Annotated in this window: 21 protein-coding genes; 11 read left to right on the top strand and 10 right to left on the bottom strand. The window is 52.9% G+C overall.

Going from position 1 to position 25,694, the window contains the following annotated elements; genetic code table 11:
• Positions 1-71: 71 nt before the first annotated feature.
• The 5 genes from VB741_RS01700 to VB741_RS01720 all read right to left on the bottom strand — a co-directional run bounded on the left by VB741_RS01700 (position 72) and on the right by VB741_RS01720 (position 8,176).
• On the bottom strand, positions 72-1,298 hold the full coding sequence (locus VB741_RS01700) for an amidohydrolase family protein (protein WP_323363406.1): 1,227 nt from the start codon (positions 1,296-1,298) through the stop codon (positions 72-74).
• Positions 1,299-1,409: 111 nt separating this feature from the next.
• Positions 1,410-3,911, bottom strand: coding sequence for a DUF4132 domain-containing protein (locus tag VB741_RS01705; protein ID WP_323363407.1), 2,502 nt, complete (start codon positions 3,909-3,911; stop codon positions 1,410-1,412).
• Positions 3,912-3,924: 13 nt separating this feature from the next.
• On the bottom strand, positions 3,925-4,320 hold the full coding sequence (locus tag VB741_RS01710) for a hypothetical protein (protein WP_323363408.1): 396 nt from the start codon (positions 4,318-4,320) through the stop codon (positions 3,925-3,927).
• 317 nt (positions 4,321-4,637) lie between these two features.
• Complete coding sequence (locus VB741_RS01715) at positions 4,638-7,487, bottom strand: tetratricopeptide repeat protein (RefSeq protein ID WP_323363409.1); 2,850 nt, start codon at positions 7,485-7,487, stop codon at positions 4,638-4,640.
• 146 nt (positions 7,488-7,633) lie between these two features.
• Positions 7,634-8,176, bottom strand: a complete 543-nt coding sequence (locus tag VB741_RS01720) for a pentapeptide repeat-containing protein (protein ID WP_323363410.1) — start codon at positions 8,174-8,176, stop codon at positions 7,634-7,636.
• 271 nt (positions 8,177-8,447) lie between these two features.
• Here VB741_RS01720 and VB741_RS01725 point away from each other — a divergent pair, with 271 nt between their 5' ends.
• On the top strand, positions 8,448-9,986 hold the full coding sequence (locus VB741_RS01725) for a SagB/ThcOx family dehydrogenase (RefSeq protein ID WP_323363411.1): 1,539 nt from the start codon (positions 8,448-8,450) through the stop codon (positions 9,984-9,986).
• A gap of 14 nt (positions 9,987-10,000) precedes the next feature.
• On the opposite strand, the gene VB741_RS01730 is transcribed toward VB741_RS01725, so the two are convergent.
• The 3 genes from VB741_RS01730 to VB741_RS01740 all read right to left on the bottom strand — a co-directional run bounded on the left by VB741_RS01730 (position 10,001) and on the right by VB741_RS01740 (position 12,506).
• Positions 10,001-10,873 carry an NAD(P)-dependent oxidoreductase gene (locus VB741_RS01730; protein ID WP_323363412.1) on the bottom strand — a complete coding sequence of 291 codons (873 nt, stop codon included), beginning with the start codon at positions 10,871-10,873 and terminating at the stop codon, positions 10,001-10,003.
• A gap of 321 nt (positions 10,874-11,194) precedes the next feature.
• Positions 11,195-11,389: a hypothetical protein gene (locus tag VB741_RS01735; protein ID WP_323363413.1), complete on the bottom strand. Its 195-nt coding sequence runs from the start codon at positions 11,387-11,389 to the stop codon at positions 11,195-11,197.
• 154 nt (positions 11,390-11,543) lie between these two features.
• Positions 11,544-12,506 carry a formylglycine-generating enzyme family protein gene (locus tag VB741_RS01740; protein WP_323363414.1) on the bottom strand — a complete coding sequence of 321 codons (963 nt, stop codon included), beginning with the start codon at positions 12,504-12,506 and terminating at the stop codon, positions 11,544-11,546.
• Between the two features lie 337 nt (positions 12,507-12,843).
• Here VB741_RS01740 and VB741_RS01745 point away from each other — a divergent pair, with 337 nt between their 5' ends.
• Entirely contained in the window at positions 12,844-13,452 is a 609-nt protein-coding gene (locus VB741_RS01745; RefSeq protein WP_323363415.1) for a cupin, read from the top strand.
• Here VB741_RS01745 and cutA read toward each other — a convergent pair.
• A complete protein-coding gene (gene cutA / locus VB741_RS01750; protein WP_323363416.1) occupies positions 13,449-13,778 on the bottom strand; it encodes a divalent-cation tolerance protein CutA in 330 nt (109 codons plus the stop codon). The genes VB741_RS01745 and cutA overlap by 4 nt on opposite strands.
• Positions 13,779-13,831: 53 nt before the next feature.
• Positions 13,832-14,764, bottom strand: a complete 933-nt coding sequence (locus VB741_RS01755) for a pentapeptide repeat-containing protein (RefSeq protein ID WP_323363417.1) — start codon at positions 14,762-14,764, stop codon at positions 13,832-13,834.
• Positions 14,765-14,963: 199 nt separating this feature from the next.
• Between VB741_RS01755 and VB741_RS01760 the strand changes: the two genes are divergently transcribed.
• The 9 genes from VB741_RS01760 to VB741_RS01800 all read left to right on the top strand — a co-directional run bounded on the left by VB741_RS01760 (position 14,964) and on the right by VB741_RS01800 (position 25,694).
• Positions 14,964-15,692: a DUF2834 domain-containing protein gene (locus tag VB741_RS01760; protein WP_323363418.1), complete on the top strand. Its 729-nt coding sequence runs from the start codon at positions 14,964-14,966 to the stop codon at positions 15,690-15,692.
• A 20-nt stretch (positions 15,693-15,712) separates the two neighbouring features.
• Entirely contained in the window at positions 15,713-16,648 is a 936-nt protein-coding gene (locus VB741_RS01765) for a DUF3598 family protein (protein WP_323363419.1), read from the top strand.
• Between the two features lie 88 nt (positions 16,649-16,736).
• Complete coding sequence (locus VB741_RS01770; RefSeq protein WP_323363420.1) at positions 16,737-18,359, top strand: FAD-binding oxidoreductase; 1,623 nt, start codon at positions 16,737-16,739, stop codon at positions 18,357-18,359.
• 92 nt (positions 18,360-18,451) lie between these two features.
• The gene (locus VB741_RS01775; protein ID WP_323363421.1) at positions 18,452-19,270 is read left to right on the top strand and encodes a SirB1 family protein; all 819 of its coding nucleotides are present in this window, start codon (positions 18,452-18,454) and stop codon (positions 19,268-19,270) included.
• 86 nt (positions 19,271-19,356) lie between these two features.
• Positions 19,357-20,130 carry a 1-(5-phosphoribosyl)-5-[(5-phosphoribosylamino)methylideneamino]imidazole-4-carboxamide isomerase gene (gene hisA, locus VB741_RS01780; protein ID WP_323363422.1) on the top strand — a complete coding sequence of 258 codons (774 nt, stop codon included), beginning with the start codon at positions 19,357-19,359 and terminating at the stop codon, positions 20,128-20,130.
• Between the two features lie 529 nt (positions 20,131-20,659).
• Positions 20,660-21,376, top strand: coding sequence for a hypothetical protein (locus VB741_RS01785; protein ID WP_323363423.1), 717 nt, complete (start codon positions 20,660-20,662; stop codon positions 21,374-21,376).
• Between the two features lie 1,012 nt (positions 21,377-22,388).
• Positions 22,389-23,474, top strand: coding sequence for a hormogonium polysaccharide biosynthesis glycosyltransferase HpsE (hpsE, locus tag VB741_RS01790; protein ID WP_323363424.1), 1,086 nt, complete (start codon positions 22,389-22,391; stop codon positions 23,472-23,474).
• The gene (locus VB741_RS01795) at positions 23,449-24,681 is read left to right on the top strand and encodes a glycosyltransferase (protein ID WP_323363425.1); all 1,233 of its coding nucleotides are present in this window, start codon (positions 23,449-23,451) and stop codon (positions 24,679-24,681) included. The genes hpsE and VB741_RS01795 overlap by 26 nt, the downstream gene beginning before the upstream one ends.
• A 116-nt stretch (positions 24,682-24,797) precedes the next feature.
• Positions 24,798-25,694 carry a DUF6473 family protein gene (locus VB741_RS01800; RefSeq protein WP_323363426.1) on the top strand — a complete coding sequence of 299 codons (897 nt, stop codon included), beginning with the start codon at positions 24,798-24,800 and terminating at the stop codon, positions 25,692-25,694.

A 25,694-nucleotide genomic window follows, 5' to 3' on the forward strand; every position in this document is an offset into this window, starting at 1 on the left:
TTAATACCAGCACGACAGGCAGATTCCCATGCGGCTGCAGATGGTAGACGGTAGCTCTGAAATAACTCGCCTTAGGCTGCCAATGCAAACGTTGGATCCTGATACAGGACCTGCCCTTGGCGAACCGTGGCCAGTACATCATCTGGAGTAGTACGACTCACAATCGAAGCCAAAATGTGACGAGTGGCCCGCAAATGAGGTTGCCTAAAATTCAACACGGCAAAATCAGCCGGTAAACCGACCTCCAGATAGCCGTAGATATCCTGGCCTAAAACCCCATGCAGATTGCTAGTAGCCATTTTCAAAATATCTACCGGGTCAGGCCGTAGGGCCGCACTCCCAAACTGACTTTTAGCGACCTTATAGGTAAAATCTAACTCCGCCAACATATTAGGACTATTGAGCAAGCCATTGTCCGTACCCAGCAACAAATTTGCCTGACTCTGCAGCAAAGGCGCAATGGGAGGTAGAGGCAAACCCAAATTAGCATTAGCCCGTGGATTCAACACCACATTCACCCGATGAGCGGATAACATTCCAATTTCAGCAGCATTAGCAACGGTGGCATGGATAACTAAGTGAGGCTGATATAGCTCCAAAGCCCGCTCCAGATCCCCCCGTCCGGTAACCGCTAAACTGGTATCCCGATAGCCTTCATTTTCCAAACAATGGATCGCTCGAAGTTTGTGCTGGCTCCTAAGGTAAATCTGTTGCCAGGCTAGATCCGTCAGATCGTTCATCGTGCTTTCAGAAAAGCCATCGGCAATGGTCAGTAGTGCATCGAGTTCTGCAAGTGCACTGTCCGACAAGCCATCTCGATTCTCTTGCAACTGGCTTTCAGTAAAGGGCAGCTGATTAAACTGCCCCAAAATCACCGAGTTCACCCCAGTTTTATCAGCGGCCTGGCGGAGTAACTGACTGCCATAAACACCCTGTTCTCGAAAATCAATATGGCCCACCGTCCCAGTTCTTGCCATATAGCGTAGATGGGCAACCAGATGTTCCAGATGTTCAGCTTCAGTCTGTTTACCCAGTTCCCGATACTTGTAACCATTAGGTCTAAAAAAGCCCTCTTCCAAGGTCATACCCGTCGTACCATCTGGCAGGCAAGAATCCCCCATGTGGGTATGGCTATTGTAAAGACCGGGAATGATCACCAGCGATCCTTGTTCCAGCTGATTGCAAGGAGATCCTAGATCTATGTGGGTGATCGTGTCCTGCTCAACCGTGAACTGGTGACATTGATAGGGGCGTAAGTCTTTTCCGTGAAGAACGATACAGTCCTTTAAAGTCAGCATGTCAGTGCAGAAAGGTTACTAAAAAACAGTTCGGTCCTAGAGATCGAGACCCACCCCGCCTGACCGGCACCCCTCCGAGGAGGGGATGAATTGGCAAATGGCGCAGAGTATTTACTGACCAATCTGACTCAAAATCGTCTGATCCGTAATCTTTGTATCCTCTGCCAGCAAAAACGCCTTACTCAAAATCAACGCCAGGGTTTTATCCCCCTCAAACGGCAAAAACACTTGATCCGCCGCACTCTTTCCCGCCCGCACAATGCACAAATACTGATCGTTAGGCTCCATCAAAATATTCCCACTACCCAAATGAATCTTGTACGTGCGAATATCCCCCCGCACCACCAAAAACCTTTCCTGAAACGAACAACGGTCTGCAATCTTCTTTAACCTCGGCACCAAATTCTCCAACACCTGTCGCCGCGTTTGGGCTGTCGCTGACAGCTCCCCAAAGGAATAATCATGCCAATAGTCATAATGCTGCCGTCCCCCTGCCGTACCCGCATCTGTCCAGTTTGGGTCATTCCCCACACTGGCTACCCCCACAAACAAATCCACATCCCGTAGTACTTCCGTCAGCACCAACGCCGGAATCTCCGTTAGGGGAATGGGTTCAGCTGGAACGCGATAGGTACCATAGCCCCCACCGCCCGCATGGGCATAATTGTCCGCCGCATCTATCCGATAAAAACGCACCTGGTCCGTCGCCAGATAAAGATAACTCCCTGCCTCGGTGGTATCGATACCATAGTTAGTCCCAATCCCCTCAATCCAAAACTCCGCCCGCAAATTCCACTGGGGCAACAGCAATCGGGCTGGATTGTAGTCATCGTCCACCATTAGCCGCAGCTGATTCTTCCAGCCTCGCTGGCCACACAGGGCATTAAACTGATGCTGTTTGATAATGTGGGCCGCAAACCGATTGGAATAGACACCTGTGTTTTCCTCTGCAGCCGTGAGCAGATAAATCTCCCGATGGGCTTGTTTGAAGGGTTGTTGAATCTCATGATCTACCAGCCACTGCCGCCAGGCTTGGATGGTATCGCTGGTAGCTGTGATGGGGTGCCACAGGCTCACCTGGGTTTTATCCGTGAGCCAATCGATGGCGGTATCTTCCAGATTCACCAGATGCTTGTCCAACCAGATGCCAACGGCGTGGTTCCCATCCTGTTCAAACTGCCACAGCATCCGTCGAGCCAATGTCCCCACCAACGGATGATGCAAATACCGTTCCTGCCAGGTGGCAAAGTCCCAGGCCTTTTGCTGTAGATAAAGCGCCTCAATGCGGTCTCTCTGGGCAGGCAACATCTTCTGAATATCTTTTTCTGCCTGTTTTAGCTCCTTTAGCTCCTCACCATAGTTATCTTTTACCGCCTGTGGCACTGACTTTTGCGGCTTCCCATCGGGCTTTATCCATCGCAGTGCCGTGCTACTGGTCCCCGTTACCACTAGCTCAGCGGTAAAGTCCCCCAGGGTCTCCCGCCGCACGCCCACTTCATCCAGACCATAGGTGGGCACCGCCAACTCTTCGATTTCTTCACGGGGCAATCCCTCCCGTTCCGCCGCTGCGGTCAGGGCCTTTTCAATACCCTTTTGGGCGGTGCCAAATTTTACCTTCACCTTAAGCAACGCCAGCTGCCCAATGGCATCCGCCGTGGGCATTTGCCCTAATGCCCACACACAGGCATTGCCCAGTTTCACACAGCGGGGACCAACACCGGGAATTTTGCGATAGGCCGACACCGCCAATCTCCCCAGCACTCGCACCAACTCTCCCTCGGTTTGGTCACCACAGAGCCACACCAGACCCTTGAGAATATCGGCATTTTGGTCTTGGATAGTGTCATCACTGCCGTTGGGCAAGGGCTGGGGGCGGGGTTGATCCACCAGGGGAAACCACTGCACCATCTGTTGCAAAAATATATTACTCGCCACGGCCTGTCGCAGGGAACGTGCGGCCTTGAGCCACTTGGCGGTGGGTTGGCCGCCGGTAGCGGTGCTACAGACTTCTATGAGCTGAACCCAGGTGGAATGTTCAGACTCGGGCAAGGCTTCGATAGTTTGTTTGGCGAAGTCGGACCAGACTTCGCCTGGGAGAAGAGCCAGGGTTTTGTTTTCGGTGGAGATGAATAGACGTAGCTGATTGGCGGCTTTGCGGGTGTCGCCGTACCCTTTTCCCCAGTGGTCGCAGGTGGCTTCAATGGCGGTTTGGAGTTCAGGGGTTAGCTCATGGTCTTTGAGGTAATTTCGCACCATCTTTTTGATGGGGGTGAGCCAATAATAAGTTTGCGATCGCTGATGGCGACAAGCCCGCAAAAATTCAGTGACATGCTCCGCTGTAAAAGGCAATTTCTGATTTAAGAGCAGCACGAGAACATTCAGAAGATGGCAAGCCATGCGATAGGCATCGCCATCGTTCTGTTCAAGATTGCGGTCCATGTATTGTTGATAATCTTGCACCATGGAAACCGCCAGCTCAGCCTGCTCAGCCCGGCTCAGCTGAGAGATTATGGCCCAAGTGCTAGACTCTTTAAAGTCGTAACCATACCTCGTGTTGTTCTCCCGATATATCAGCAGAATAGCCTGGATAATATCAGCGTGGTTAGTTGTCACAATGCACCTCCCATTAACCACCCACCAGGGGTACCAGCTTCATAAAGGAGACCGATGTAGCAGGGGTAATGGTAATCTCCTCATCGAGTTCTACCACCTGTTCGTCATCCACCAGAATGATAAAACCATTACTTTGAAAGGCGGTGAGGGCTTTTTCAAACTGCTCTTCCCAGTTGATTTGGCGGGGTTTGCGCAATTTGTACCCATTTAGGGTTTGTTCTGTCTCCGTGGGCTGCACCAATCCCTGAAAATACTCTGGTTGCTGGGTATTAAAATCCTTTACTTCTTGATACACACGACTGCGAATTAGCTCCCGCACCGTAATTTTTTCGGTGAGAAAGTCCAATACGAATACCGGCCCATCGTCGCCTAGGTTATTGGTATCGCGGATGTTTAAACGGTTAGCCATGGCTTGGATGGGGCACTAAAACAATAGGACTTGTTGACAGCTTACCCAGTTCCCTATTCAATGGCTCGCTGGTTAATCCAGATTACTTTCTACAAAGATAGTCCGTCAGGGATTGTTAAAATTTTTGTTTCTTAACGGTTCGTAAGCTTTAAGCGGGATCAATTTAAGCCGGGAAATCCTGGCTGGGTGGGGAGTCAGGGGTCAGAAGCCAGAAGCCTGTAAGGCACTGAATTCGGACTCCTGTAGAGCTTGCTCTGCTCAAAGAGTATGCTAAATTCTGTCTTTAGGAAAACGTCCCGCTTTAAGTTGGTACCCCTTTAAGCCACCAACTCTTTAAACCAATTATCCTGCCAAATGTCTTCGAAACTTTCGTCCGCCTGGGCTTCTACCTTATAGCGCGGGTCAATCTGTACTGCCTTTTGCAAGTTCTCTAGGGCCTTATCGGTCTCCCTCTGTAGGGCATAGCACACAGCCCGGTTGTAGTAGGTTTTGGCATAGCTGGGATTCAGCTCCAGGGCCTTGTCAAAGCTTTTTAGGGCATCGCGATCGCGACCTAATTTCACCAGGGCCAACCCCCGATTATCCCAGGCTTTCACCAAGTCAGACTTAAACCGAGTGGCCTGTTCAAAGGAGCCCAGCGCCTCCTCAAACCGTTCCAGCTCCATTAGGGACAGCCCTCGGTTAAGCCAGGCCACCCCGTCGTTTTCCTGAATGTTGACCGCCTTATCAAAGGACTTGAACGCCTCTTCTGGCTGTTGCAAAATGCCGTAGGCGACGCCGCGATTGACCCAGGCTTCGTGGTAAGTGGGGTTGAGGGCAATGGCCTTATCAAAGGAAATAATGGCTTTTTCCCGCTGCTTCAGACGGCTGAGCACCATGCCCTTATTGAGCCAGGCTCTAGGGTCCGTGTCGTCAATCCCAATCACCCGTTCAAAGGTGGCCAGGGCATCTTCATAGCGCCGCAGTTCCCGCAGCACCAGCCCTCGCTGATACCAGGCCTCGAGTCGCTGGGGTTCCAGGTCAATCACCTTTTGCAATGCGGCCAGGGCCTCATCCCGGCGCTTCAGCTGGCCCAGGGGCTGGCTGCGGGCTAGCCACAGCTCGGCATTGCTGGGCTGAATGGACAGGGCCTTGTCATAGGTGATGATGGCCTCTTCTAAATGGCCCTCGGCGATCTGACCGGCGGCGGTGGCCACCAGCTCGTCAATGGTTTCAAACAGTTCTGGCCGGTTAGACTGCAGCCGCGACAGCCGCTCCGTCAGGCTTTGGAGCTGGGTCTGGGCCGTATCCACAAAGGAGTCGGCCACATATTCGGGGGTGACTTCCCCCAGCTGGCGCATGATTTGGTCTTTTTGGACCTTGGCCTCGGTTTGCAGCGCCTCCAGCTGCTGGGCAAAGCTTTGTTGGAGTTGCTCCAGGTCCATGGCGCTGGCGGACTGTTTCCCCTCAAACTTAGCTTTGAGGTCATCGAGGGCGGCGGCAAAGCGCTCGGCAATCACCTCCAGTCGCTGTTGGGCTTCCTGCTGACGCCTACGGGCGGCTTCGGCTAGCTCGTTGACCTGGGTGCCCAGGTTGGCGTCAAACTGATCTAGCTTTTCGATCACCACATCCCGGCGACCAAATACCACATCTCGCACTTCCCCTAGCTGCTGGGTAAATTCCCCTTCTAGCCGACGCAGCACTTGGAAGGACTGTTGCTGCTGCTGGGTAAGGCTCGACTGGAGGGCTGTCAGCTCCCGGTTAAAGGCGCTGGCGGCGGCTTCAAGGGTTTGCAGGGTGCGGGCCTGCTGATCGCCCGTTTCACTCTGGAGCTGGCTCAGCTGGCTGGCAAAGCTATTGGCTGTCTGTTGCAACGCTCGAAATGATTCGTCCCGCTGCAGGCCAAGATCCCCCTGCAGCCGGTCTAGCTGATGTTTAAAGTCGGCGGCTACCTGGTCCATGTCCCCCAGCAGCACACCCTTCCGACCTTCCACATCCACCCTCAGGGTGGCAAACTGGGTCAAAAAGTCGTCGGTGGACTGGCGCAATTGCTGCATTAGGTCACTTTTGCGACCTTCGGTATCGTTGCGAAGTTGTTGAAACTGTTGCTGCAGATCGTTCACCGACCGTTCAATGGTTTGTAGGGCCAGTTCTTTGTGGCCCAGGGCATTGACCTGCATGTCATTCATTTGCTGGGCAAACTCTCCCCGCTCCTGTTGCATTTCGTCGATGATGCTGTCCCGCTGTTTTTCCAGCTGGGTTTTCATGGACTTGCGCAGGTCTTCCAGCTGGGGGCCGATGTCTTTTTCTAGGGAGGCTAGATTTTCTAACCAGCGATCGCGCTGTTCGATGGTGTCGGCCTGGAGGGTGCCGATTTCATCGGAAAAGATGGACTCTTTGCGTTCTAGTTCATCTAAATAGATGCCCTGGCGATGGTCGGCGGTGGCCTTGAGACCGGAGAGATGGTTGTCCAGGGTGGACTGGGCACTGTCTAAGCCTTGGAATACGGTCTGCTGCTGACGGCGGGTGTCGGCCTGGAGCGTTTGCAGCTGCTGGATGGCTCCATTTTTGAGACTGTCTAGCTCGTTAATGAAGTCGGTTTGGCGGCTGCCTAGGGTCTGACGGGCGTTGTCCAGCTCAGTCTGCCACTCCTTAACGGTTTTGGCCTTGAGGTCGGTGAGGTCGGCTAAGAGTTTGGTTAAACTGTTGCGCTGGGTGGATAGGTCCTGCTGAAAACCCGTGGAGCGTTTAACCAGTTCATCGGCACGGTCATCGGCTTCGGCCAAAATGTCGTCAATTTTGCGGGTAGCTGAGCGGACTTTCCCTTCCAGATTTTCGATTTCGTTCAGCTGACCCAAGACATTCTCGGTCACCTTCTTGGTGACTTCGTTTTCCACCGCACCGCGCATCATCCAAAGCATGGCCATGCCTATACCCAACAGCAAAATCAGGGTGCTAATGAGAACAATCAGGAGGGTGATACTCCAATTGCTGGCATTATTGCTGCTGATTGAATTGCCTGAACTATTAGTTCCAGTAGTTCCAGAAATTTGGCCAGCGTCGGTGGCTCCCCCTAGGGCCGCCGGATCAGCTTGGGCAAAGCTAGGCTGGATGGGGCTACACATCACGATCAGCAGGAGGGCCAGTTTGGGCCATTTAGCGGATTTTGATGGTGCGCTCAAAGTCATAGGGACAGGGGAATGGCGGGTGGGTCATGGAGACTGCTCATAGCATACCTGAGCTGGTGCGGCTTGATGGACTCTTTGGTGGAGGGATTCCCTGACTTAGGGGTTCGGTTTTGGGGATTCGGTTTTGGGGGTTCGGTTTTGGGGGATTAATTCTCCAGCTGGTCGATGGGGTCGATGGGGTGACCGTCGGGGCCGATGGTGGTGCGATCGCAAATGGCCCCCGTCAAATCCACCTGCTGAGCCCGAAATAAATTGGCCCCCCGCAGGTTCACCTGGCTCAAGTTGGCCCTACCCAGGTTGGCCCGGCTCAGGTTAACCTGGCTCAAGTTGGCCCCGCTCAGGTTGGCCCCGCTCAGATCGGCCCCGGTCAGGTCGGCAGCCTGTAAATTAGCCTGCCGCAGCACAGCTCCCCTGAGATTTACATAGGATAGCAAGGCCCCCCGAAGATCGGCCTCTGATAAGTCGGCGGCCTGCAAAAATCCATTGCTGATGTTGGCCCCCGTCAGGATGGCCTGGGTTAGGCACACCCGGCTAAGCTTGGCATAGGGTAAGTAGGCTTTTTGCAACTGGGCCTGACTGAGATCGCAGCCACGGATGTCACAATCAAATAAATTGGCCGACTCTAGCACAAGGCCTTGAAAGTTACGTTTCCCAGCTTGATAGGCGGCCAAGAATTCATCAACTGTCATACACTTCTACGTCAAAATTATCAGATACCAACAATCGTCAGGGCCGGCTCAAACGCCAGCCCCATGGCTTCCCCCCAGGCAACCTTGGCAACAAAAACTTTATGTTACAGAATGTAAATTACGCTACATGTAATGAAACAAGGACTTTCTTAAGTGTCACTTAACATTTTTCGGTGATGGTCACCCTGTCCCATGGCTCCAGTTGTCAGGCAATTCATCCCTCAGTTCCCTGATCCATTCCCCGCTCCATCTACAGCTTCAACCCACCACCATGACTGAGGCCCTGCCTTCCCTAGCCCAGCACTACCACCAACGCACTAAATATTTTCCCGAGGCCATGCCCGAAGGAACTTTAAATTGGGCTGAGCAGCCTCAGGTGTATAAAACCTATCCCCTGGGCAGCCGGTTTGAGCTGCAGGGGTATTTGGGGGCGATGGATCGCACCACCGACCAGTGGTGGCAGCGGCTATCCCAGTTTTTATTCCACAGCTACGGCCTGACGGCCAAGTTCACCAGCGCCGCCGGGGAGACGGTTTATCTGCGCTCGGCTCCCTCGGCGGGAGCCCTTTACCCCGCAGAGGTTTACCTGATTTCGCGGGGGACATCGCAGCTGCCCGCTGGTTTGTATAACTATCAGGTGAAAACCCATAGCCTGGTGCGGTTTTGGGATGATCATCCCTGGCAGCGGCTGCAGGAGGCTTGTTTTTGGCATCCGGCCCTGGAGCATACCCATTTGGCCGTGGTCACCAGTGTGATCTTCCAGCGCTCGGCTTGGCGCTACCAGGCCCGGGCCTACCGGCGGGTGTGTTTGGATACGGGCCATTTGCTGGGCAATATCGAGCTGGCGGCTTCCCTGTGTGACTATCGACCCCATCTGATCGGAGGGTTTGGGGATGATGCGGTGAATGATTTGCTGTATTTCAACGGGGAGGAGGAGGGTGCGATCGCAATTTTGGCCCTAGCGGATCTGCTGCAAGCCGAGCAAAATTTATCCCGGGGCTGTACGGCCCTGGCCAGTGAGCCACAGCTGTTAGATGGATTAGATGGATTGCCCTCAGGGGATGAAGACCTGCTTGCAGCCATCCACCAGTCCAGTAAAATCCCCCCAGAGGCCGACAAAAGTTTAGAGCAGGCCCAGTTAGCCCAGTCAAGTCCGCTGCCGGGGGCTCAATCAGCCTCCCAATATGCCTTTCCCTTTGGCAACCAGGCCAGTACCGCCGTGGCCCCCATTAACTGGGGGGATGGGTTGGAATATTTGACCAAAGCCATGCTTCACCGCCGTTCCACCCGTCGTTATCGGGGGGCAGCCATTTCCCTAGATCCGCTGCGCCAACTGCTGGACTTTGCCTACCATCCTGAACATTATGTTGGCCAAGGGTTTGATGGCCAGCCAGATTATTTTGACCTCAGTCTGATTCAAACCTTCATTGTGGTGCTGGGGGTAAATAACCTGGATACGGGCTGCTACTACTACGATCCAGCCACTAACACCCTACGCCAAGTGCGGTTTAAGCATTTTCGCCGGGAGCTGCATCACCTCTGCCTCGGTCAGAATTTGGGGCGGGATGCCAGCGTGGCGATTATCCATACGGCCAGTTTGAAACTGGCGATTGGGCGACATTGCGATCGCGCCTATCGATATTTGCATATGGACGCGGGCCATCTGGGCCAGCGGATTAACCTAGCCGCCATCCATTTGGGGCTAGGCGTCAGTGGCATTGCCGGATTTTTTGATGATCAGGTCAATGATGTGTTGGGCATTCCTGAAGACGAGGCCGTGCTTTATATCACCACCATTGGAGTGCCCTAAGGGGTCCTAGGGAGTTACATGCCCCCCATTTCCCTCACACTGCGGGCCACCGCTGACATGTCCTCATCCCCAAACCCTTGGGCAATCAGGCCGCTTTCGATCTGCTCCACATAGGCCGCCATGGGTAACGGCAACCCCAATTCCCGAGCCGCCTCCAAGGCAATCAGTAGGTCCTTGCGGTGCAACCTCATGCGAAATCCCAGGGGATAGGTATTATTCAGCATATTGTCAGACCGATGGGTAAAGGCCCAGGAACCGGCAGCTCCACTGCCCACGGCCTGAACCACCTTTGCCATGTCTAGCTCAGCCTTGAGACCGAGGGCTAGGCCCTCGGCTACGGCCCAGTAGGTGCCTGCCACCACAATTTGATTGATCGCCTTAGTGGTTTGGCCGGCGCCAATGGGACCGACGTGGGTAATGGTTTTGCCCATGGCCTCTAACACGGGCATGGCTTTGGTCAACGCATCCCCATCTCCCCCCACCATGATGGAAAGGGTGCCATTTTCTGCCCCTTCTGAACCGCCGGAGACCGGGGCATCCAGCATGGCAATGTCTTGGGTGGCCAGCTGGGCGGCTATGGCTCGGGTGGCGGCGGGGCTGATGGTGGACATGTCGATCACCAAGGTGCCAGGCTGGGCACCGGCCATCACCCCCTCCGGTCCGAGGAGGACCGCTTCCACATCGGGAGTATCACTGACACAGACGATCACGATGTCAGCTGCTGCCGCCGCTGTGGCCGGTGTGTCAGCCGCTGTCGCCCCCGCCTCGATCAGGGGAAGTTCGCGATCGCGGCTGCGATTATGGACCGTGAGGTGATGTCCGGCCGCCAATAAATTCATCGCCATGGGCAGGCCCATGGTGCCAAGGCCAATAAATGCAACCTTCATCTAGCAATCTCCCAAGTTGATCCACAATGGCTGTTGCTTCCAGCTTAATGCCCGATGGACTGCCATCAGGCTGTCATTGGACCGTCACTGGCTCGAAAAATAACCGTTATGGCAATAGCCATTTATAGGAGTGCTTCGGAGTCGTGATTTCTCCACGGACCAATGCCTTAGCCAATGCCTATGAAGACAAAAGCTCCCTGACACCATTATCAGGGAGCTAAATACATTGAAATATCCAGTTCATGGTGGTCTCAAGACCCTAGATGATCTAGGGTCTCCTAGATGGGCTAGTTGCCCTAGATAGTCTAGGGACCTTAGATGTTAGCCGCCAGCACAGGGGTCAGCTGCACAGGGGTCAGCTGCACAGGGGTCAGCCGCATCAGGAGCAACTTCACCAGCAGGAGCAGCGCAAGGATCAGCAGCGCAAGGATCAGCAGCACCGCCGCCACAACCAGTCAAAACACCAAGACTTAAAACAGAAGCTGCCGCTACAGCCGCTAGATAATTAACCTTCATTAGAATGTTCCTCTTAAAGCATTGATAGGGATCATAATACAGCCGAAATCAAATCGGCGAATTGATCCGTAAAGCATCATATCTCAATCAACCTGAATTTTCCCTAAGAAACAGATATGAATTTTCCTCGGTAGGGGCGTTCCATGGAACACCCCTACCGAGGATCTGACACTAGGCGAAACCCAAATAAAATGTGGCGGTAGGTGGTCGGTCGGCCATGGCGGTAGGCCGCCCGACAAAATCCTGGCAGGTCATCCCAGGCACAGCCTTTCATAATCGTCCGTTCCTGGGCGTCTTGCACATAGACCGTTGACGTAAACTCAAACACGTTGCCCGCCATATCCTCCACACCATAGGGGCTCTTACTGAGGGGATAAGCACCGATGCGACTGGTGCCTTTTGGCCCATTTTTTTGCCAGTTGGTCGCCTTGTCTTGCCATTCGTTGCCCCAGGTAAAATAGCGTCCATCTGTCCCCCTAGCAGCTTTTTCCCACTCATCCGCCGTGGGCAAGCGATAGTCAGTGCCATCTTTCTGGCTTTTCCAAGCCGCATAGGCTAGGGCATCTTTTTGAGACACCAGAACCACCGGATGATTATCTTTCCCCGCAGGAAACTGATAGCCCTGCCAAAAGTAGGGTCGCAGCTCCTCATAGGAGTGCACCAGCATGTTTTGCTCTTGGTAGTTCTCAGCGGTGATCCCCGGTTGATGATATCCGATTGCTAGCACAAACTCTTGATAGTCTTTGTTGGTCACCAAATCACGGCTGATGCAAAAGGAGGCCATGCGACGGTTGCCCTGATCCGGTTCAAAATCAAACCACCGCTGCTGCCGCAGTCGAGTTTCCACATCCGCTATTTCTTCGGCATTATTAGCCAGGGCCTGGGCTGAAATTCGATAGGCATAATCCCGTTCCTCTTGGTCACTACCCGCAATGTAGCGCCCCCGCTCAATGTATACAGAATTCTCCGCACAGCGAGTGTCTTGCTCTGCTTGGATAATGTCATCGCTCAAACCCACCTGAGAGCTAGCTTGACCGCAAGCGGTCACCAGGGAAACCAGCAGCAGCGTCCAGATTAACTTTAGACGGGGGGGGAATTGTGGGCGTGGGATATACATACGTATCAAAAAACGTTGCGGGGGGACTGGGTCAGAGCCTAATGGTAAGATTCCCTAAAGTTTTGATCATTTGCCCCGATGAGCAAGCTGGTATGAGATTTAAGGAGTAGGAAGATCCGATCGGTTCGAGGGAAAAATCACCCGTAGGTCTAATATTCTAGGGCTAGGCTGTAGTTGCACCGCTGTTTCAAGATGAAACGTTTCTTTCGTATAACATTGTTACAGGGGGGCAATGTCCTAGGGCTTGGCTTATGAACGTATCTTTGTATGTTTGACAAACTAAGATGAAGTCCTGGGCTGGCTCAATGCTCTAGATGTCCTTTGTTCTCATTTGTCCATGACGAATCATAATTGGCTGGTTACCGATGAGGGTCAGCGCACCACCTTTGGGAATGCCGACGTACAAGCTCCTGAACGGGTCTACCGGCTATATCGGTTTTTAACGGACCTAGAAGATATTTTGGCTGATGAGAGTGACGACAGTCTTCGCATCCAAAGAATCACTCCGCTGGTGCGGCAGCTATTAACCAGTTCCTACTGGCTACAGATGGAATATGATCCCCCGTCACCGCAAACCGGATGGTCGGTAAAATTCCTATACCGAGAGCATCAGTTTCCCCTGACGGTTCAGATGGTCGCCTGGGCCCCCGGGCAGGTTTCGACCATTCATAACCATGCGACCTGGGGTATTGTTGCCCTGATCGGTGGCGAAGAAAAAAATCACCTTTGGCAGCGTTCACCAACGACAGAACAGCCCCACCATTTGGCATCGGTGGGGGAACAAATCCTGGTACCTGGCGATATTATTGGTTTTACCCCCGGGGCTATTCACCAGGTAGAACCCCTAGGAGATGAACCGACGATTTCCTTTAACCTCTATGGTGTCACCGATCATAAGACCCGATATCAATATGATGTGGCTAACCATACGGCGAAGTTATTTTAGGTAAAGGTTTGTAATTGTCCTTTCACCCATTGTCCATAGGCCTCTGTGGCAACCATGGGCACAGCTATAATTTCCGGCAACTCATAACTGTGATGTTGGGTGATGTGGGTGGCAATTTGATCAAATAGGGCTAGGTCTGTTTTGATCACCAGCTGGTATTCAGCCTCCTGGTGAATGGCTCCCTGCCATCGATAAATAGATTCGATGGGAGTTAGGGCCACACAGGCGGCCAGCTGAGTATCGATTAGACTCTTGGCCAGGGTGCGCGCTTCGGTTTCCGAACCCGTAGTCACCAGGACCAGCCCGAGTTGAAAAGTGGGTGCCATAGGATAGAGTTTGGTTGACCTGACGGGTTATTGGCCTGGTTTACTGGCCTGGTTTACCGGGCTGTGAGGGGAAAAGATTGGCTCATGTATAGCCTAGGCGCGGCTGCCGTGATCTGGGTGGACATGTGGGGGGTGAATGCGGGGGGCCGCATCGTAAATTGCCCTGGAGTTGTTCTAGAAGAGCTGACGGTGGGAGCTGCCAAAATTGTGTTGGTCAGGATGGCATCGGTGAAGTCCGCCTGATCAAGGTTGGCCCGGCTGAGGTCGGCGTCTGTTAGATTGGCCCGTTGCAGCTGGGTGTTCTGCAAGTTTGCCCCGATCATTTTGGCCTGGCGTAAATCAGCGTTTTGCATCTGGGCATAGGCAAAGCTAGCAGCGGTGAGGTTGGCCTGCTGCAGATTTGTTCCCTTCATGTGGGCATGGGAAAAGCTGACTCCGTTGAGATCGCAATCGCTAAAGTTGAGGCCATTTAACCGAGAGCGTTCTAAATTTACCCCACTAAATTGAGCTGCAGAAATATCGGCTCCATATAATAGAGCCCCACTCAGATTGGCCCAGGCAAAATTAGCCCCATTTGCTTGGGCTTCCCGCAGGTTTACCCCAGCCAGGGCAGCGCTACAAAAATTAGTGCAATGCAAATGACTTTGCCGAAAGTTTACATGGGTTAGCTGAGCCCCGCTAAATTGAGCATGAGAGAGTTCGGATTTGATCCAAAACGCTCCACGCCCCTGAACTTTGGTGAGATTAGCGTGGTTAAAATTGGTTCCACTCAGCTTAGCAAACTGTAATGTTGCCTGCTGGAGCTGAGCGTTGGCAAAGGTTCCTTTGGTCAGAAAGGCGCGATTAAAATTGGTGCCGATCAGATTGGCATCGGACAGGTCGATGTTAACTAAAATGCAGCTCGATAGATCGGCTCCACTAAGGTTGATTCCCTTAAAATTGCGGTGGCCTGATTCATATAGTTTCAGGAACTCGTGAACTCTCATCTTAGGTTAGGGCCTTAGGGGTGGTTAATGATTGTCATGGCCGCCGTTGGCGAGGGGATGTTTCTGGACGTTCACGCTAACGACAATCACCACCTATTAGGGTAGACGGCACCCCATACAATGGGGGGAACGGTTGACGTTGGTTGATATACCAACTTAAAACTTAAAAAACTCTGAAACTTCAACACATCTCACTTATATGAACAAGCCCAAGGAGGTCGCCTTAACGCCTGTCCCCGTAAGACCATTGCGGCAATTTGCCCTGGGAGCCCTATGGTTAGGTTTTGTAACCTATGGGGTGCTGCTGTCACCGCCGAGTGCGCCAGATACCCTAGGGGTGATTCTTCAGCTGTCCACCGGGCAATGGGCGGAGCTCAATCCTTGGGTGGTGGTTTTGTTTAACCTCATGGGGCTGTGGCCGGTGATCTATGCCAGTTTAGCGTTGGACGATGGGCGCGATCAGGCGGTGCCAGCCTGGCCGTTTGTGGTGGGTTCTTTTGGGTTGGGGGCCTTTGCCCTGTTGCCCTATCTGGCCTTGAGAAAATCCACGGCTACGTTGCCCCGTGAACCTGTTGATAGCCTGTTGCTGAGGGTGATGCACCGTCGATGGGTGGGGGTGGGAGTGGCCATTTTAACCCTCCTCCTGCTTGCCTATGGTTTTACCCAGGGCCAGGGCCAGATTCAGGGGCAAGGTGTCTGGCAAGATTTTCTGGACCAGTTCTCCACCAGTCAGTTTATCCATGTAATGAGCTTAGACTTTTGTCTGCTTACGTTGCTCACCCCCAGCCTGTTGTGGGATGACATGGCCAGACGTCAGGCCTCTCCCCTTTGGCGGGGGGTGTCTCTGCTGCCATTGTTAGGACCCGCGATCTACTTGGCGTTACGGCCGACTGGTGCCGCTGCTAATGTTGCCGCTGCTAAGTCATGACAGAGGTAATGACAGGCTCCATGACAGACTTTTCTGGTGTCGCCATCGATCATCTGTGGACCACAGAACAATGGACTTACATCCGTAAAAATATTGGCCAGTGGCAAGGCTTATTTATTCAATTGTCGCCCTCGGCGACCCAGGTGAGTAGCACCCCCAGCGTCCTTACCCTCGAAGAAGATCGCCTCGATCAACACATGACGCTGGTGTTAACCCGCACTCCCCAGGGACAGCCATCCCAAACCATGGAACGAGATCTGGGCTATCCCGGTGCGGCCCCTTATATTTGTTTCTTTCCCACGGGGGCGTTTTCCCAGGGGCCTGTTGTGCGGCGTCCGTGGAGTAGTTTTGGTTCTGAGTTCTCTCTCCTGGCGGGTAATCGTCGTTTACGTTTAGTCCAGCTGTATAACGGCACCGCCACAGGGGAACATATCCTTGACTATGTCACCCTCATTCCTGAATATCGCCTGCCAACGGCGGCAACCGCGGCGGCGACCGCGACGATAGGAGCAGCAGCATTAAGTATGGCTCCCCCTCAGATCCCCCTGATGATGGATAGGGTTTTGGGCACCTGGCAAGGCAACAGCCTTTATCTGCCTGCCACCATGGATCGGCCTCAGATTGGCAGCAGCTACTGGCAGGCGAAGCGTCTGGGCGATGAGCTTCAAGTGTCGTGGGGGTCAGGGGCAATCACACCAGGGCAAACAGAATCTACAACAGGACGATTTACCCCCATCAATTCCCATTGTTGGCAGGCAGTGGGGAGTCCATTGCAGTTTTGGCTGTTGCCCGGTGATGCGAGCTGCACCGTTTATCCCCAGCTGCCGCAACAGTCCGGTGCCCGCCTCGAATTTTGTTGGTATCTGTCGCCTCGTCAGCGTCAACGCCTTGTGCGAGATTATGGAACTGATGGTAACTGGCTCGGCACATCCCTCATGCTAGAAACACGCCTATAGTTTTTTCCTATGGATGATTCTTGTTGACTGGCTAGTTCCCTTTCCCCCTCTCCCCTTCCTATTTCCCGTATCCTCCTTCCCCCAATCCATGTCCCTTTCCGAAACAATCCTCCAATCCATCCCTGGTAATCCCTACCAGGGCCTTCAACGGGCCGATGCCCTGTGGCATGATTATCGCCACGGCAAGATTCCAACCCCCACTGTGGTGTCTACCCAGTCAGAATCCCTAGGTTTAAAAGAGCAGCTCGATGCGACGAATATCCTCGATAGACCCAATACCTATGATGTGGTGATTTGCGGTGGCACCCTTGGCATTTTGTTGGGGGCCACCTTGGCTCGACGGGGATGGCGGGTGATGTTGTTAGAGCGAGGTGTCCTGAAGGGACGCGATCAAGAGTGGAATATTTCTCGGAGTGAGTTAAGGACATTTATTGACCTGGGTCTTTTGAGTGAGGAGGAATTGGAGGTTGCGATCGCAACCGAATACAACCCAGCCCGCATCAGTTTTGACGGCGGAGAGGATCTCTGGGTGGAAGATGTGCTCAATGTTGGTGTTGACCCCGTATATTTGCTAGACACCTTAAAGCAAGTCTTTCTAGCCGCTGGGGGAGAACTCCTAGAGCGCACACCTTTTTCCACTGCTCGAGTGGCACCCGACGGTGTTGTAGTCACCGCTGGAGAAAATACCCTCACCACCCGGTTACTCATTGACACCATGGGCCATTTCTCCCCCATTGTGCAGCAGGCCCGCCAAGGACAGCCCCCCGACGCGGTGTGTCTAGTGGTGGGCACCTGCGCCACTGGCTATGGGGAAAACCATACCGGTGATTTGATCGCCTCCTTCACCCCGATCAAGCATCAATGTCAATATTTTTGGGAAGCCTTTCCCGCCCGTGATGGCCGTACCACCTATCTGTTTACCTATCTGGATGCCCATCCCGACCGCATTACCCTAGGGGATCTGTTTGACGATTATTTTCACCTGCTCCCCGACTATCAGGGGGTAACCCTAGAGCAGCTCCACTTTAAGCGAGCCCTGTTTGGCTTTTTCCCCGCCTATCGCAACAGTCCCCTGCGATTTCCCTGGGATCGCCTGTTGGCGGTGGGGGATGCCAGTGGACACCAGTCTCCCCTCAGTTTTGGTGGGTTTGGAGCCATGGTTCGCCACCTGGATCGCCTCACCAGGGGCATTGATCACGCCCTAAAACAAGATCAGCTCAGTGCCTCTGCCCTGGGGTGGCTGCAGCCCTATCAACCCAATATTGCCGTTACCTGGCTGTTCCAAAAAGCCATGAGTCTGACCATGGATCAAACCCTGGACGAGAATCGCATTAACACCCTCCTAGCCACTATTTTTCAAGATATGGCCGCCTTGGGGGAGCCGGTACTGCGCCCATTTCTCCAAGATGTGGTGCAGTTTTTACCCCTGGCCAAGACCCTGTTGCGCACCTCTGTGTATCACCCCGGGCTAGTCACTAAGATTTTGCCCCAGGTCGGCATTCCCGCCGTGGTGGACTGGACTGGGCACTATGTCAGCTTGGCGGTTTACAGCGCCCTAAATCGATTGCTGGCCCGCCGCCCTGGTCTAGCCTCCGGGGAAGCCGGACACGGTGAAGCCGGGCACGGTGAAGCCGGATACTATTGGCAGCGCTGGCGAGAGTCCCTCACCTATGGCAGTGGGGGGGATTATGAGGGATTGGTGCGAAAATGAGGTCATCGTCTCTGGTCATCTAGTCTCTGGTCATCTAGTCTCTGGTCATCTAGTCTCTGGCCATTTATCGTTCACACCTACCGTTCAGCCCCATGCCCCTGAGCTTCTCCCAGGCCCAACAGCGGTTTCGTCATCTCATCACCCAACCCACCCTAAATCTGGCGGCCGCAGCCCTGTGTCCGGCCCAGGAGATGTACCCTGACTGCGACCCTGCGGTGTGCTACCAACAGCTAGACCACATGGCCGCCGCCATTAAACCCAATATTTCCACCTATCCCCTCAAAACAATCCAGGCCATCAACCACCAGCTCTACACAGAACTTGGCTTTAGGGGTAACCAAATTGACTACTACGATCCCGACAATAGCTATCTCAATCGGGTCTTAGAAAGACGGGTGGGCATTCCCATCACCTTGGCCCTGGTGTATTTAGAAGTGGCTCAGCGGTTGGACTTTCCCATGGTGGGGGTGGGGATGCCGGGACATTTTTTAATCTGTCCCACCATAGAGGAGATGGCGGTGTATGTGGACCCGTTTAATCGGGGAGAGGTCCTGTTTGAACCAGATTGTCAGACTATTTTCCAGGGTCTATATGGGACTAAGGCTGGCTGGAAAGCCGACTATCTTACCCCCATCTCCGCCAAATCCCTATTGGCTCGCCTACTGAATAATTTGAAGCTAATTTACCTAAATCGACGCGATTTACCCCATACCCTCACGATTCTCAATTATTTACTACTACTATTTCCCCAGCAGCCTGGAAACAGCCGCGATCGTGGCCTAATCCACTACCAGTTACAAAACCTGTTGGCCGCCCGCAGTGACCTAGAAACCTACTTGGCCCAGAGCCCAGGAGCTGCGGATCGCCACCAGATCTCACGGTTGTTAGATCACATCACGGAGAATTTATAGGCCATTTGCAGGCTAGTGGGTTCTATCACCTTTTTCTGTACAATTGGGAACCATTGCCCACCCTTATATAATGGTGAATTCTAACCATGGACGTGATCCCTGCCATTGATTTACTCGGCGGCCGCTGTGTTCGTCTATTTCAAGGAGACTATGAACAATCCCAGGTCTTTGATGACGATCCGGTGGCTGTTGCTCGCCGCTGGGCTGAGCAGGGAGCTACTCGGATTCACCTGGTGGATTTAGACGGAGCTAAGGCCGGCAAACCGGAGAACTGGCAGGCGATTACTCAAATTGTTCAGGCGGTGGATGTGCCAGTCCAGGTGGGGGGGGGGTTGCGCGATCGCAACCGAGTCAAAGAGCTGTTTAATTTGGGGGTACAGTACGCCATTCTAGGGACTGTTGCCGTTGAGAACCCCGAGCTAGTGGGAGAACTCAGCACCGAGTTTCCCGGTCGCATCTTTGTTGGCATTGATGCCCGGGATGGCAGAGTTGCCACCCGAGGCTGGATCGAGACATCTACGGTGATGGCAGACGATCTGGCTCGCCGTATGGGAGAGCTAGGAGCTGCTGCCATCATCTACACCGACATTAAGCGGGACGGCACCCTTAAAGGCCCCAATTTAGAAGCCTTAAGGGAATTAGCTGGCAAAATTGATACCCCTGTCATTGCCTCGGGAGGGGTGAGTTCCATGGGGGACTTACTGAGTCTGTTGGGGGTGGCTCCGTTGGGAGTGAGTGGCGTGATTGTGGGAAAAGCCTTGTATACCGGTGATGTTGCCCTGCCTGAAGCGATTAAAGCGATTGGCCCAGGACGTCTACAGGATGTTCCCCCCGATTTATCCTCCACCCGTTGGGGATAACGTTATCCATGGCCCATGGCAAAACAACAAAAGTAGTTCACGTGAACTACTTTTGTTGTTTTAAAAGGAAAGACTTAGACAATTGTTAACAGTTTTCACTGTTGTACCCATAGAATTCGAACAAATTTCTGATTTTTTTTTTAGTAAATAATCATGCCGATGGATGTAGTCGATCTGTCTATGAAGGGACTTCTTGATCCCTTCACAGGTCGTCAATGAGCGCCCTCCTTCACAGGGTGTTTCGGCTAGAGCCTTTGATAACAGAAGACTTCAGGCTTTGTTTGGCAACACTGTTTTAATGGTTAAACGCCAAGAGTCAACCCTGGCTTGGTCAACTTAGCTCTAATATTTCTCGGTTGTTGACAGGCAAAAATACTTCTAGTGATATTACTTTTTTGCACTTGGGTATCTTTTTGGTGTTAAAAACTTGTTGAATTAGTGCTATATATTTGTAGAATTAAAAGACCAACGAGATTTTCTTTCTCGAACATCGCTCCATTCATTGCAACAAAGTGAGGTTTAACCCGATATGGCAAATACTGTCCTTGCTCAGCTCAAGGAAGTTGAATCCCAGCTTGCTTCTCAAATTGAGGAACTAAGCGGTCAGCTTTCCGCCACAGAAAAGAAGCGCGAAGGTCTCAAGACTGTTATTGATATGTTTCAGTCATCTGGTAGCAGCAACGGTGTTGCGGCCAATGTGACCGAAATTTTAACCAATGCGGTTGCTAGTATCGCTGTCAGCGAAGAGCCTGAGTCTGAGCCCGAGCCTGTTGTTAAAAAAGTAGGCAAACGCCGTGGACGTAAGCCCGGTGTGGCTAAGGCAGCAGCAGAGGCCAAGCCAAAGGCAGAGCCAAAGGCAGAACCAAAGGCAGAACCAAAGGCTAAGGTAGCTAAGGTCAAGGCAGAACCGAAGGCTAAGGTGGCTAAGGTCAAGGCAGAGCCGATCGAAAAGATGGCTCGAAAGCCCCGTGGTGGCAAGTCTCCTAACTGGCAGCGCTACGTTCAAGATCCGTTCCGCAAGTCACCTTTGCCCGATGTTGTTGCTAACATTCTGAAGGCTCAGCCCGATGAAGCCTTCAAAATTGCTGATGTGATGGAATCAATTTTCAAGAGCGATATGCCTAAGGCAACTTTCTTGAAAGCACGTAATCGTGTGTCTAATATCTTATCCGCTGGTGCCCGTACTAGTGAGTGGTATCGTGGTCGTGGTGGTAAGTACAGCATGAACAAAAAAACATTGGCCTAGGAGCGTTCTCGGTTGATTAAAGAATCAGCTGAGACACCTCTTAAAAAAAAGAAGTTCCTGGAGTCAATCCAGGAACTTCTTTTTTTAGGTCCTTTTATTCACCTAAACCTTGTCTAGCTCGAAACCTGGAGTTTCCCTCACCCTAAATCCCTCTCCCGAGGGGAGAGGCGTTGGTAGTTAGGCACCGAGTTATAGCCAGAGGCGTTTCCCTCACCCTAAATCCCTCTCCCGAGGGGAGAGGGACTTTGATGACGCCCCGTCTCCTCTGGAGATGGGGCGTCAAAGTCCTTCCAGGAGAAGGGCTGGGGGTGTGGATTGCCTCCCGCAGGGTTTGCCAGAACTAGGGTTCTCAACCTGGACTTGGTTTATTTTGCTTTCATTTATCTATCTAAAGATAGGGGTATCAAATTAAGCTGGAAAATCCTGGCTAGGTGGAGAATCAGGGCCAGAAGCCAGTGAGGTCATGATTCCTGACTTCTGAATACTATCTGGGAAAACGTCCCGCTTTGAGTTGGTACTCGGTGAGAACAATGCCTATCCCTAGTCGGGTTGATTGATAGCGCCAATGTGACACGTCAATAGCCAATCTATAGGTATTGCCCAGCCGTGGCCGAGGGGGTCTAGGATGAATTTTGGTAACATTGAGGGACGCCCATCCACGCCAATCTGGATACCCTGTGGGCAATCACTTAATGAAGTTGTAAATTTTTGAAATTTTATCAGCTTGGTGCTTACGGGGTATAACCCTTAGCCCGCTTTCCTTGTAGGGCAATGCTACGGCCAATGGATAAAAATCGAGTGCTATCTTAGGTATTATCAGGGATTGCCCATTGTCATCCCTAGGCCAAGTAGGTAATAGTTTAAAGAGTGTGCTGAGCTACAGTTTAGGAAATGTAAAACCATAACGTAGGGGGTTTTACCTACAGTTTAGGTGTGATTTGTGATTTTAGTGGAGTTGTCCCAGATAGTGTTTCCCGGCAAGTATCCAGGCGGTTATAGCGTTACTTAATCCATGGTTGATTTTTCAGTTGCTATTCGTCTTTACAACGGTGCTGCGGTATTACCAAAGATTTTAGAGGCTCTCAGAGCTCAGATTATCGCTGACAGTGTCCTGTGGGAAGTGCTCATCATCGACAATAACAGCGTTGATGGAACGGCTGATATGGTCCACGAGTATCAGCAGAGATGGACCGTTTGTCCCCTGAAATACGTACTAGAGCCTTGTCAGGGTGCTTCTTTTGCCCGCCGTCGAGCGATTCTGGAGGCCCAGGGAACTTGGATTGGTTTTTTGGATGATGACAATATCCCCGATCTTCACTGGGTGCAGTCTGCCTATGACTTTGGTCGCATTCATCCTCAGGCGGCAGCATTTGGCAGTCAAGTTCACCCCAACTATGAGACCCAGCCCCCGGCCAATTTTGAGCGGATTGCCCCCTTTATTCCCGTAGTGGAGCGGGACGAAGTGGTTTGTTTTACGTCGGGGTGGCGGGCCATGAGTAATTTGGTGCCCCCCGGCGCTGGCTTGGTCATTTTACGTCAGGCTTGGTTAGACCATGTGCCCTCTTCTTTAACCCTACGGGGTCCGGTGGGGAACTCTCTGAGCTGTAAGGGAGAAGATGTGGAAGCCTTGCTTTACTTAAAGAAGGCGGGCTGGGAGATATGGTTTAATCCGCTGATGCACATTGACCATCAGATCCCCAGCTGGCGATTTGAGCAGGCTTATTTACTGCGTTTTTTCCATGGGATTGGTTTGAGTAAGTATGCCACCCGCATGGTAGGCATTCCCCTTTGGAAGCGACCGTTGTTAATCCTTTTATTTATGGGCAATGACGGTCGTAAGCTTTTGCTGCATCTGATCAAGCACCATCGGCACCTACGGCAAGATGTGGTGGCTGCAGCTGAGCTGCAGTTGTTAATGAGTAGCTTACTCAGTCCGTTTTATGCTTGGCGGCGGAGCCTCATGGGGCCTCATTATTCTGGGAGTGGCAGGGTTGCCCCCAGGGTAACCGGCTCCCAGGGAAGCAAAAGTGAGCTGAACAGTGAGTTGGAAAAGAAAACGGTCCTCCCTCCCCATGCCCACGGTTCTCATCTATCGTGATCAACTTTTACCCTATTCGGAAACGTTTATTCCGGCCCAGGGGGGAAGTCTGTGTCGCTATGGGGCTGTCTATGTTGGCACCAGTCGCCTGCCTGAGGGGGCGGAGCATTTGGCTGGGCAGAAAACCCTTGTTTTAGGGGATAGTTTACGGAACAGGCCAAGGGATAGCTTAGGGGACGGGTTGGGGAATAGTTTAGGGGACACATCAAAGATCAGTTCTGCCTGGGGCCGTCTTTGGAAGGTGGGGTATAAGTTTGGGGGTATTTCCCCTCCCCAATGGATCCGTCTACTCCAGCAGCAGCAGCCCACGTTAGTTCATGCCCATTTTGGCAGTGATGGGGGGATGGTGCAGCCCCTGTGCCAACGGTTGAACATTCCTCTGGTGGTCACATTTCATGGGTATGACGCCACTTGGGATACGCCTGCCTGGGGAACCGTGCGGGGAAAAGGGGATTTTTTTCGGGCACTGCTGCTGCGGAAACGAGATCTGGCCCTAGGGAAGGCCGACAGACTGGTGGCTGTCTCCCAGTTTATTCGGAGTCAACTGCTGCTGAGGGGAGCCGCTGCTGACAAAATTCTTGTGCACTATATTGGTATCGATCGACAGCGGTTTCACCCCAGGGTGGGCCAGAGAGAGCCCATGGTGTTGTTTGTGGGGCGACTGGTGGAGAAAAAAGGGGGTGAGTATCTAGTGCGGGCCATGGCGGCGGTGCAGCGTCAGCGGCCGGAGGTAACGCTGGTGATAATTGGGGCGGGGAATTTGCGATCGCACCTCCAAACCCTGGCGGATCAGCTCCCAGTCCGGGTGCAGTTTTTAGGCCAACAGCCCCCGGACCAGGTATACCACTGGATGAACCGAGCCCAGGTGTTTTGCGTGCCCAGCATCATCGCCCGTTCAGGGGATGCTGAGGGCTTTGGCATGGTCTTTGCCGAGGCCCAGGCCATGGGGCTGCCCGTGGTGAGCTTTGCCACTGGAGGCATCCCTGAAGCCGTCCTGCATGGAGAGACCGGCCTACTCGCCCCGGAAAAAGACACAGCCCAGCTCACCCAGCATTTGCTCCGACTATTGGCCGATGGGGAACTGCGACAAAAATTTGCCCTAGCCGGACAGGCCCATGTGGCCGCTAACTTTGACCTCCAGAAAAATACCCGCCAGCTAGAGACGATTTACGACGAGGTGGTGGAACAATATTGTCAAGAGAAATGAGGAATAATGGCGCAGGTCATGGGAGTTTCCGGCTAACTACCAACTAACGCAACCAACTAACGCAACCAACTAACGGCAACCAACTAACGGCAACCAACTAACGGGTACAAGCGGGTATGGGTAAGTTTTATCAGGATTGGGACATTGAGATTATCAACTATGACATGTATAGCCTACAGGGCCTAGACCTGCGGGGCCCAGCCTTAACCCAGCCCGATTACATTGCCTATTTAGGGGCCGCCCAAACCTTTGGCCGCTACTGCCACGAGCCATTTCCCACCCTCCTGGGTCAACAACTCCAGTTAGGAACTTTGAATTTGGCCTCCGGGGGTAAAGGCCCCCAATACTATTTACAAAATCCGGCGGCGTTGGAGCTAATCAATCAGGCCAAGCTCGCCGTCGTCCAGGTAATGTCCGGACGCAGTATTAGTAATTCCGTCTTTGAATCCACCCGGGGTGGTCGTTCCGGCCTGCGCCGCAGCAATGGCAAAAAAACCACCGCCAATGTCATTTTTTACGAGTTGGTCAGTGGTCGAGATGAGCGGGGCCTAGACCCTACCTTTCTCCAACAGCTGTTGGCTGAGACCCGCCATAACTATGTCACCGCCATGGTGGAACTACTGGAGAAAATTCACGTGCCCACGGTGCTGCTATGGTTTTCCGTACGTTCTCCCGCCTATCAGGAGATCTATCCCCCCCTCTGGCCCAGACGCATTAACCGCTGGCTTGAGCAGATGTCCCAGGGCAAGCTGGGACTGTGGCGACGGCGCAATGAAACTCGGGTGGAACAGTTCCTGGGAGATTTTCCCCACCTGGTGAATCAGGCCATGGTCGATCAGCTAAAACCCCACAGCGATTGCTATGTCGAATATGTGGGGCAGTCTGGCTTACCCCAACCACTGAAAACCTATGGGGGACAGTCCTTAGCCCCCAATATTTACTATCCCTCCCCGCAAATGCACCGGGATGTCTACGCCAAACTACTGCCTGCTGTCCAGACATTGCTTAGTTAA

The sequence above is a fragment of the Leptothoe sp. PORK10 BA2 genome (assembly GCF_034932105.1).
Taxonomy (GTDB): domain Bacteria; phylum Cyanobacteriota; class Cyanobacteriia; order Phormidesmidales; family Phormidesmidaceae; genus Leptothoe.

What these genes read in the sequence shown, in the direction of transcription:
- VB741_RS01700 (WP_323363406.1), bottom strand. Translation starts at nt 1,298, where the DNA reads ATGCTGACTTTAAAGGACTGTATCGTTCTTCACGGAAAAGACTTACGC.
- VB741_RS01710 (WP_323363408.1), bottom strand. Translation starts at nt 4,320, where the DNA reads ATGGCTAACCGTTTAAACATCCGCGATACCAATAACCTAGGCGACGAT.
- VB741_RS01715 (WP_323363409.1), bottom strand. Translation starts at nt 7,487, where the DNA reads ATGACTTTGAGCGCACCATCAAAATCCGCTAAATGGCCCAAACTGGCC.
- VB741_RS01720 (WP_323363410.1), bottom strand. Translation starts at nt 8,176, where the DNA reads ATGACAGTTGATGAATTCTTGGCCGCCTATCAAGCTGGGAAACGTAAC.
- VB741_RS01725 (WP_323363411.1), top strand. Translation starts at nt 8,448, where the DNA reads ATGACTGAGGCCCTGCCTTCCCTAGCCCAGCACTACCACCAACGCACT.
- VB741_RS01730 (WP_323363412.1), bottom strand. Translation starts at nt 10,873, where the DNA reads ATGAAGGTTGCATTTATTGGCCTTGGCACCATGGGCCTGCCCATGGCG.
- VB741_RS01735 (WP_323363413.1), bottom strand. Translation starts at nt 11,389, where the DNA reads ATGAAGGTTAATTATCTAGCGGCTGTAGCGGCAGCTTCTGTTTTAAGT.
- VB741_RS01740 (WP_323363414.1), bottom strand. Translation starts at nt 12,506, where the DNA reads ATGTATATCCCACGCCCACAATTCCCCCCCCGTCTAAAGTTAATCTGG.
- VB741_RS01745 (WP_323363415.1), top strand. Translation starts at nt 12,844, where the DNA reads ATGACGAATCATAATTGGCTGGTTACCGATGAGGGTCAGCGCACCACC.
- cutA (WP_323363416.1), bottom strand. Translation starts at nt 13,778, where the DNA reads ATGGCACCCACTTTTCAACTCGGGCTGGTCCTGGTGACTACGGGTTCG.
- VB741_RS01755 (WP_323363417.1), bottom strand. Translation starts at nt 14,764, where the DNA reads ATGAGAGTTCACGAGTTCCTGAAACTATATGAATCAGGCCACCGCAAT.
- VB741_RS01760 (WP_323363418.1), top strand. Translation starts at nt 14,964, where the DNA reads ATGAACAAGCCCAAGGAGGTCGCCTTAACGCCTGTCCCCGTAAGACCA.
- VB741_RS01765 (WP_323363419.1), top strand. Translation starts at nt 15,713, where the DNA reads ATGACAGACTTTTCTGGTGTCGCCATCGATCATCTGTGGACCACAGAA.
- VB741_RS01770 (WP_323363420.1), top strand. Translation starts at nt 16,737, where the DNA reads ATGTCCCTTTCCGAAACAATCCTCCAATCCATCCCTGGTAATCCCTAC.
- VB741_RS01775 (WP_323363421.1), top strand. Translation starts at nt 18,452, where the DNA reads ATGCCCCTGAGCTTCTCCCAGGCCCAACAGCGGTTTCGTCATCTCATC.
- hisA (WP_323363422.1), top strand. Translation starts at nt 19,357, where the DNA reads ATGGACGTGATCCCTGCCATTGATTTACTCGGCGGCCGCTGTGTTCGT.
- VB741_RS01785 (WP_323363423.1), top strand. Translation starts at nt 20,660, where the DNA reads ATGGCAAATACTGTCCTTGCTCAGCTCAAGGAAGTTGAATCCCAGCTT.
- hpsE (WP_323363424.1), top strand. Translation starts at nt 22,389, where the DNA reads ATGGTTGATTTTTCAGTTGCTATTCGTCTTTACAACGGTGCTGCGGTA.
- VB741_RS01795 (WP_323363425.1), top strand. Translation starts at nt 23,449, where the DNA reads ATGCCCACGGTTCTCATCTATCGTGATCAACTTTTACCCTATTCGGAA.
- VB741_RS01800 (WP_323363426.1), top strand. Translation starts at nt 24,798, where the DNA reads ATGGGTAAGTTTTATCAGGATTGGGACATTGAGATTATCAACTATGAC.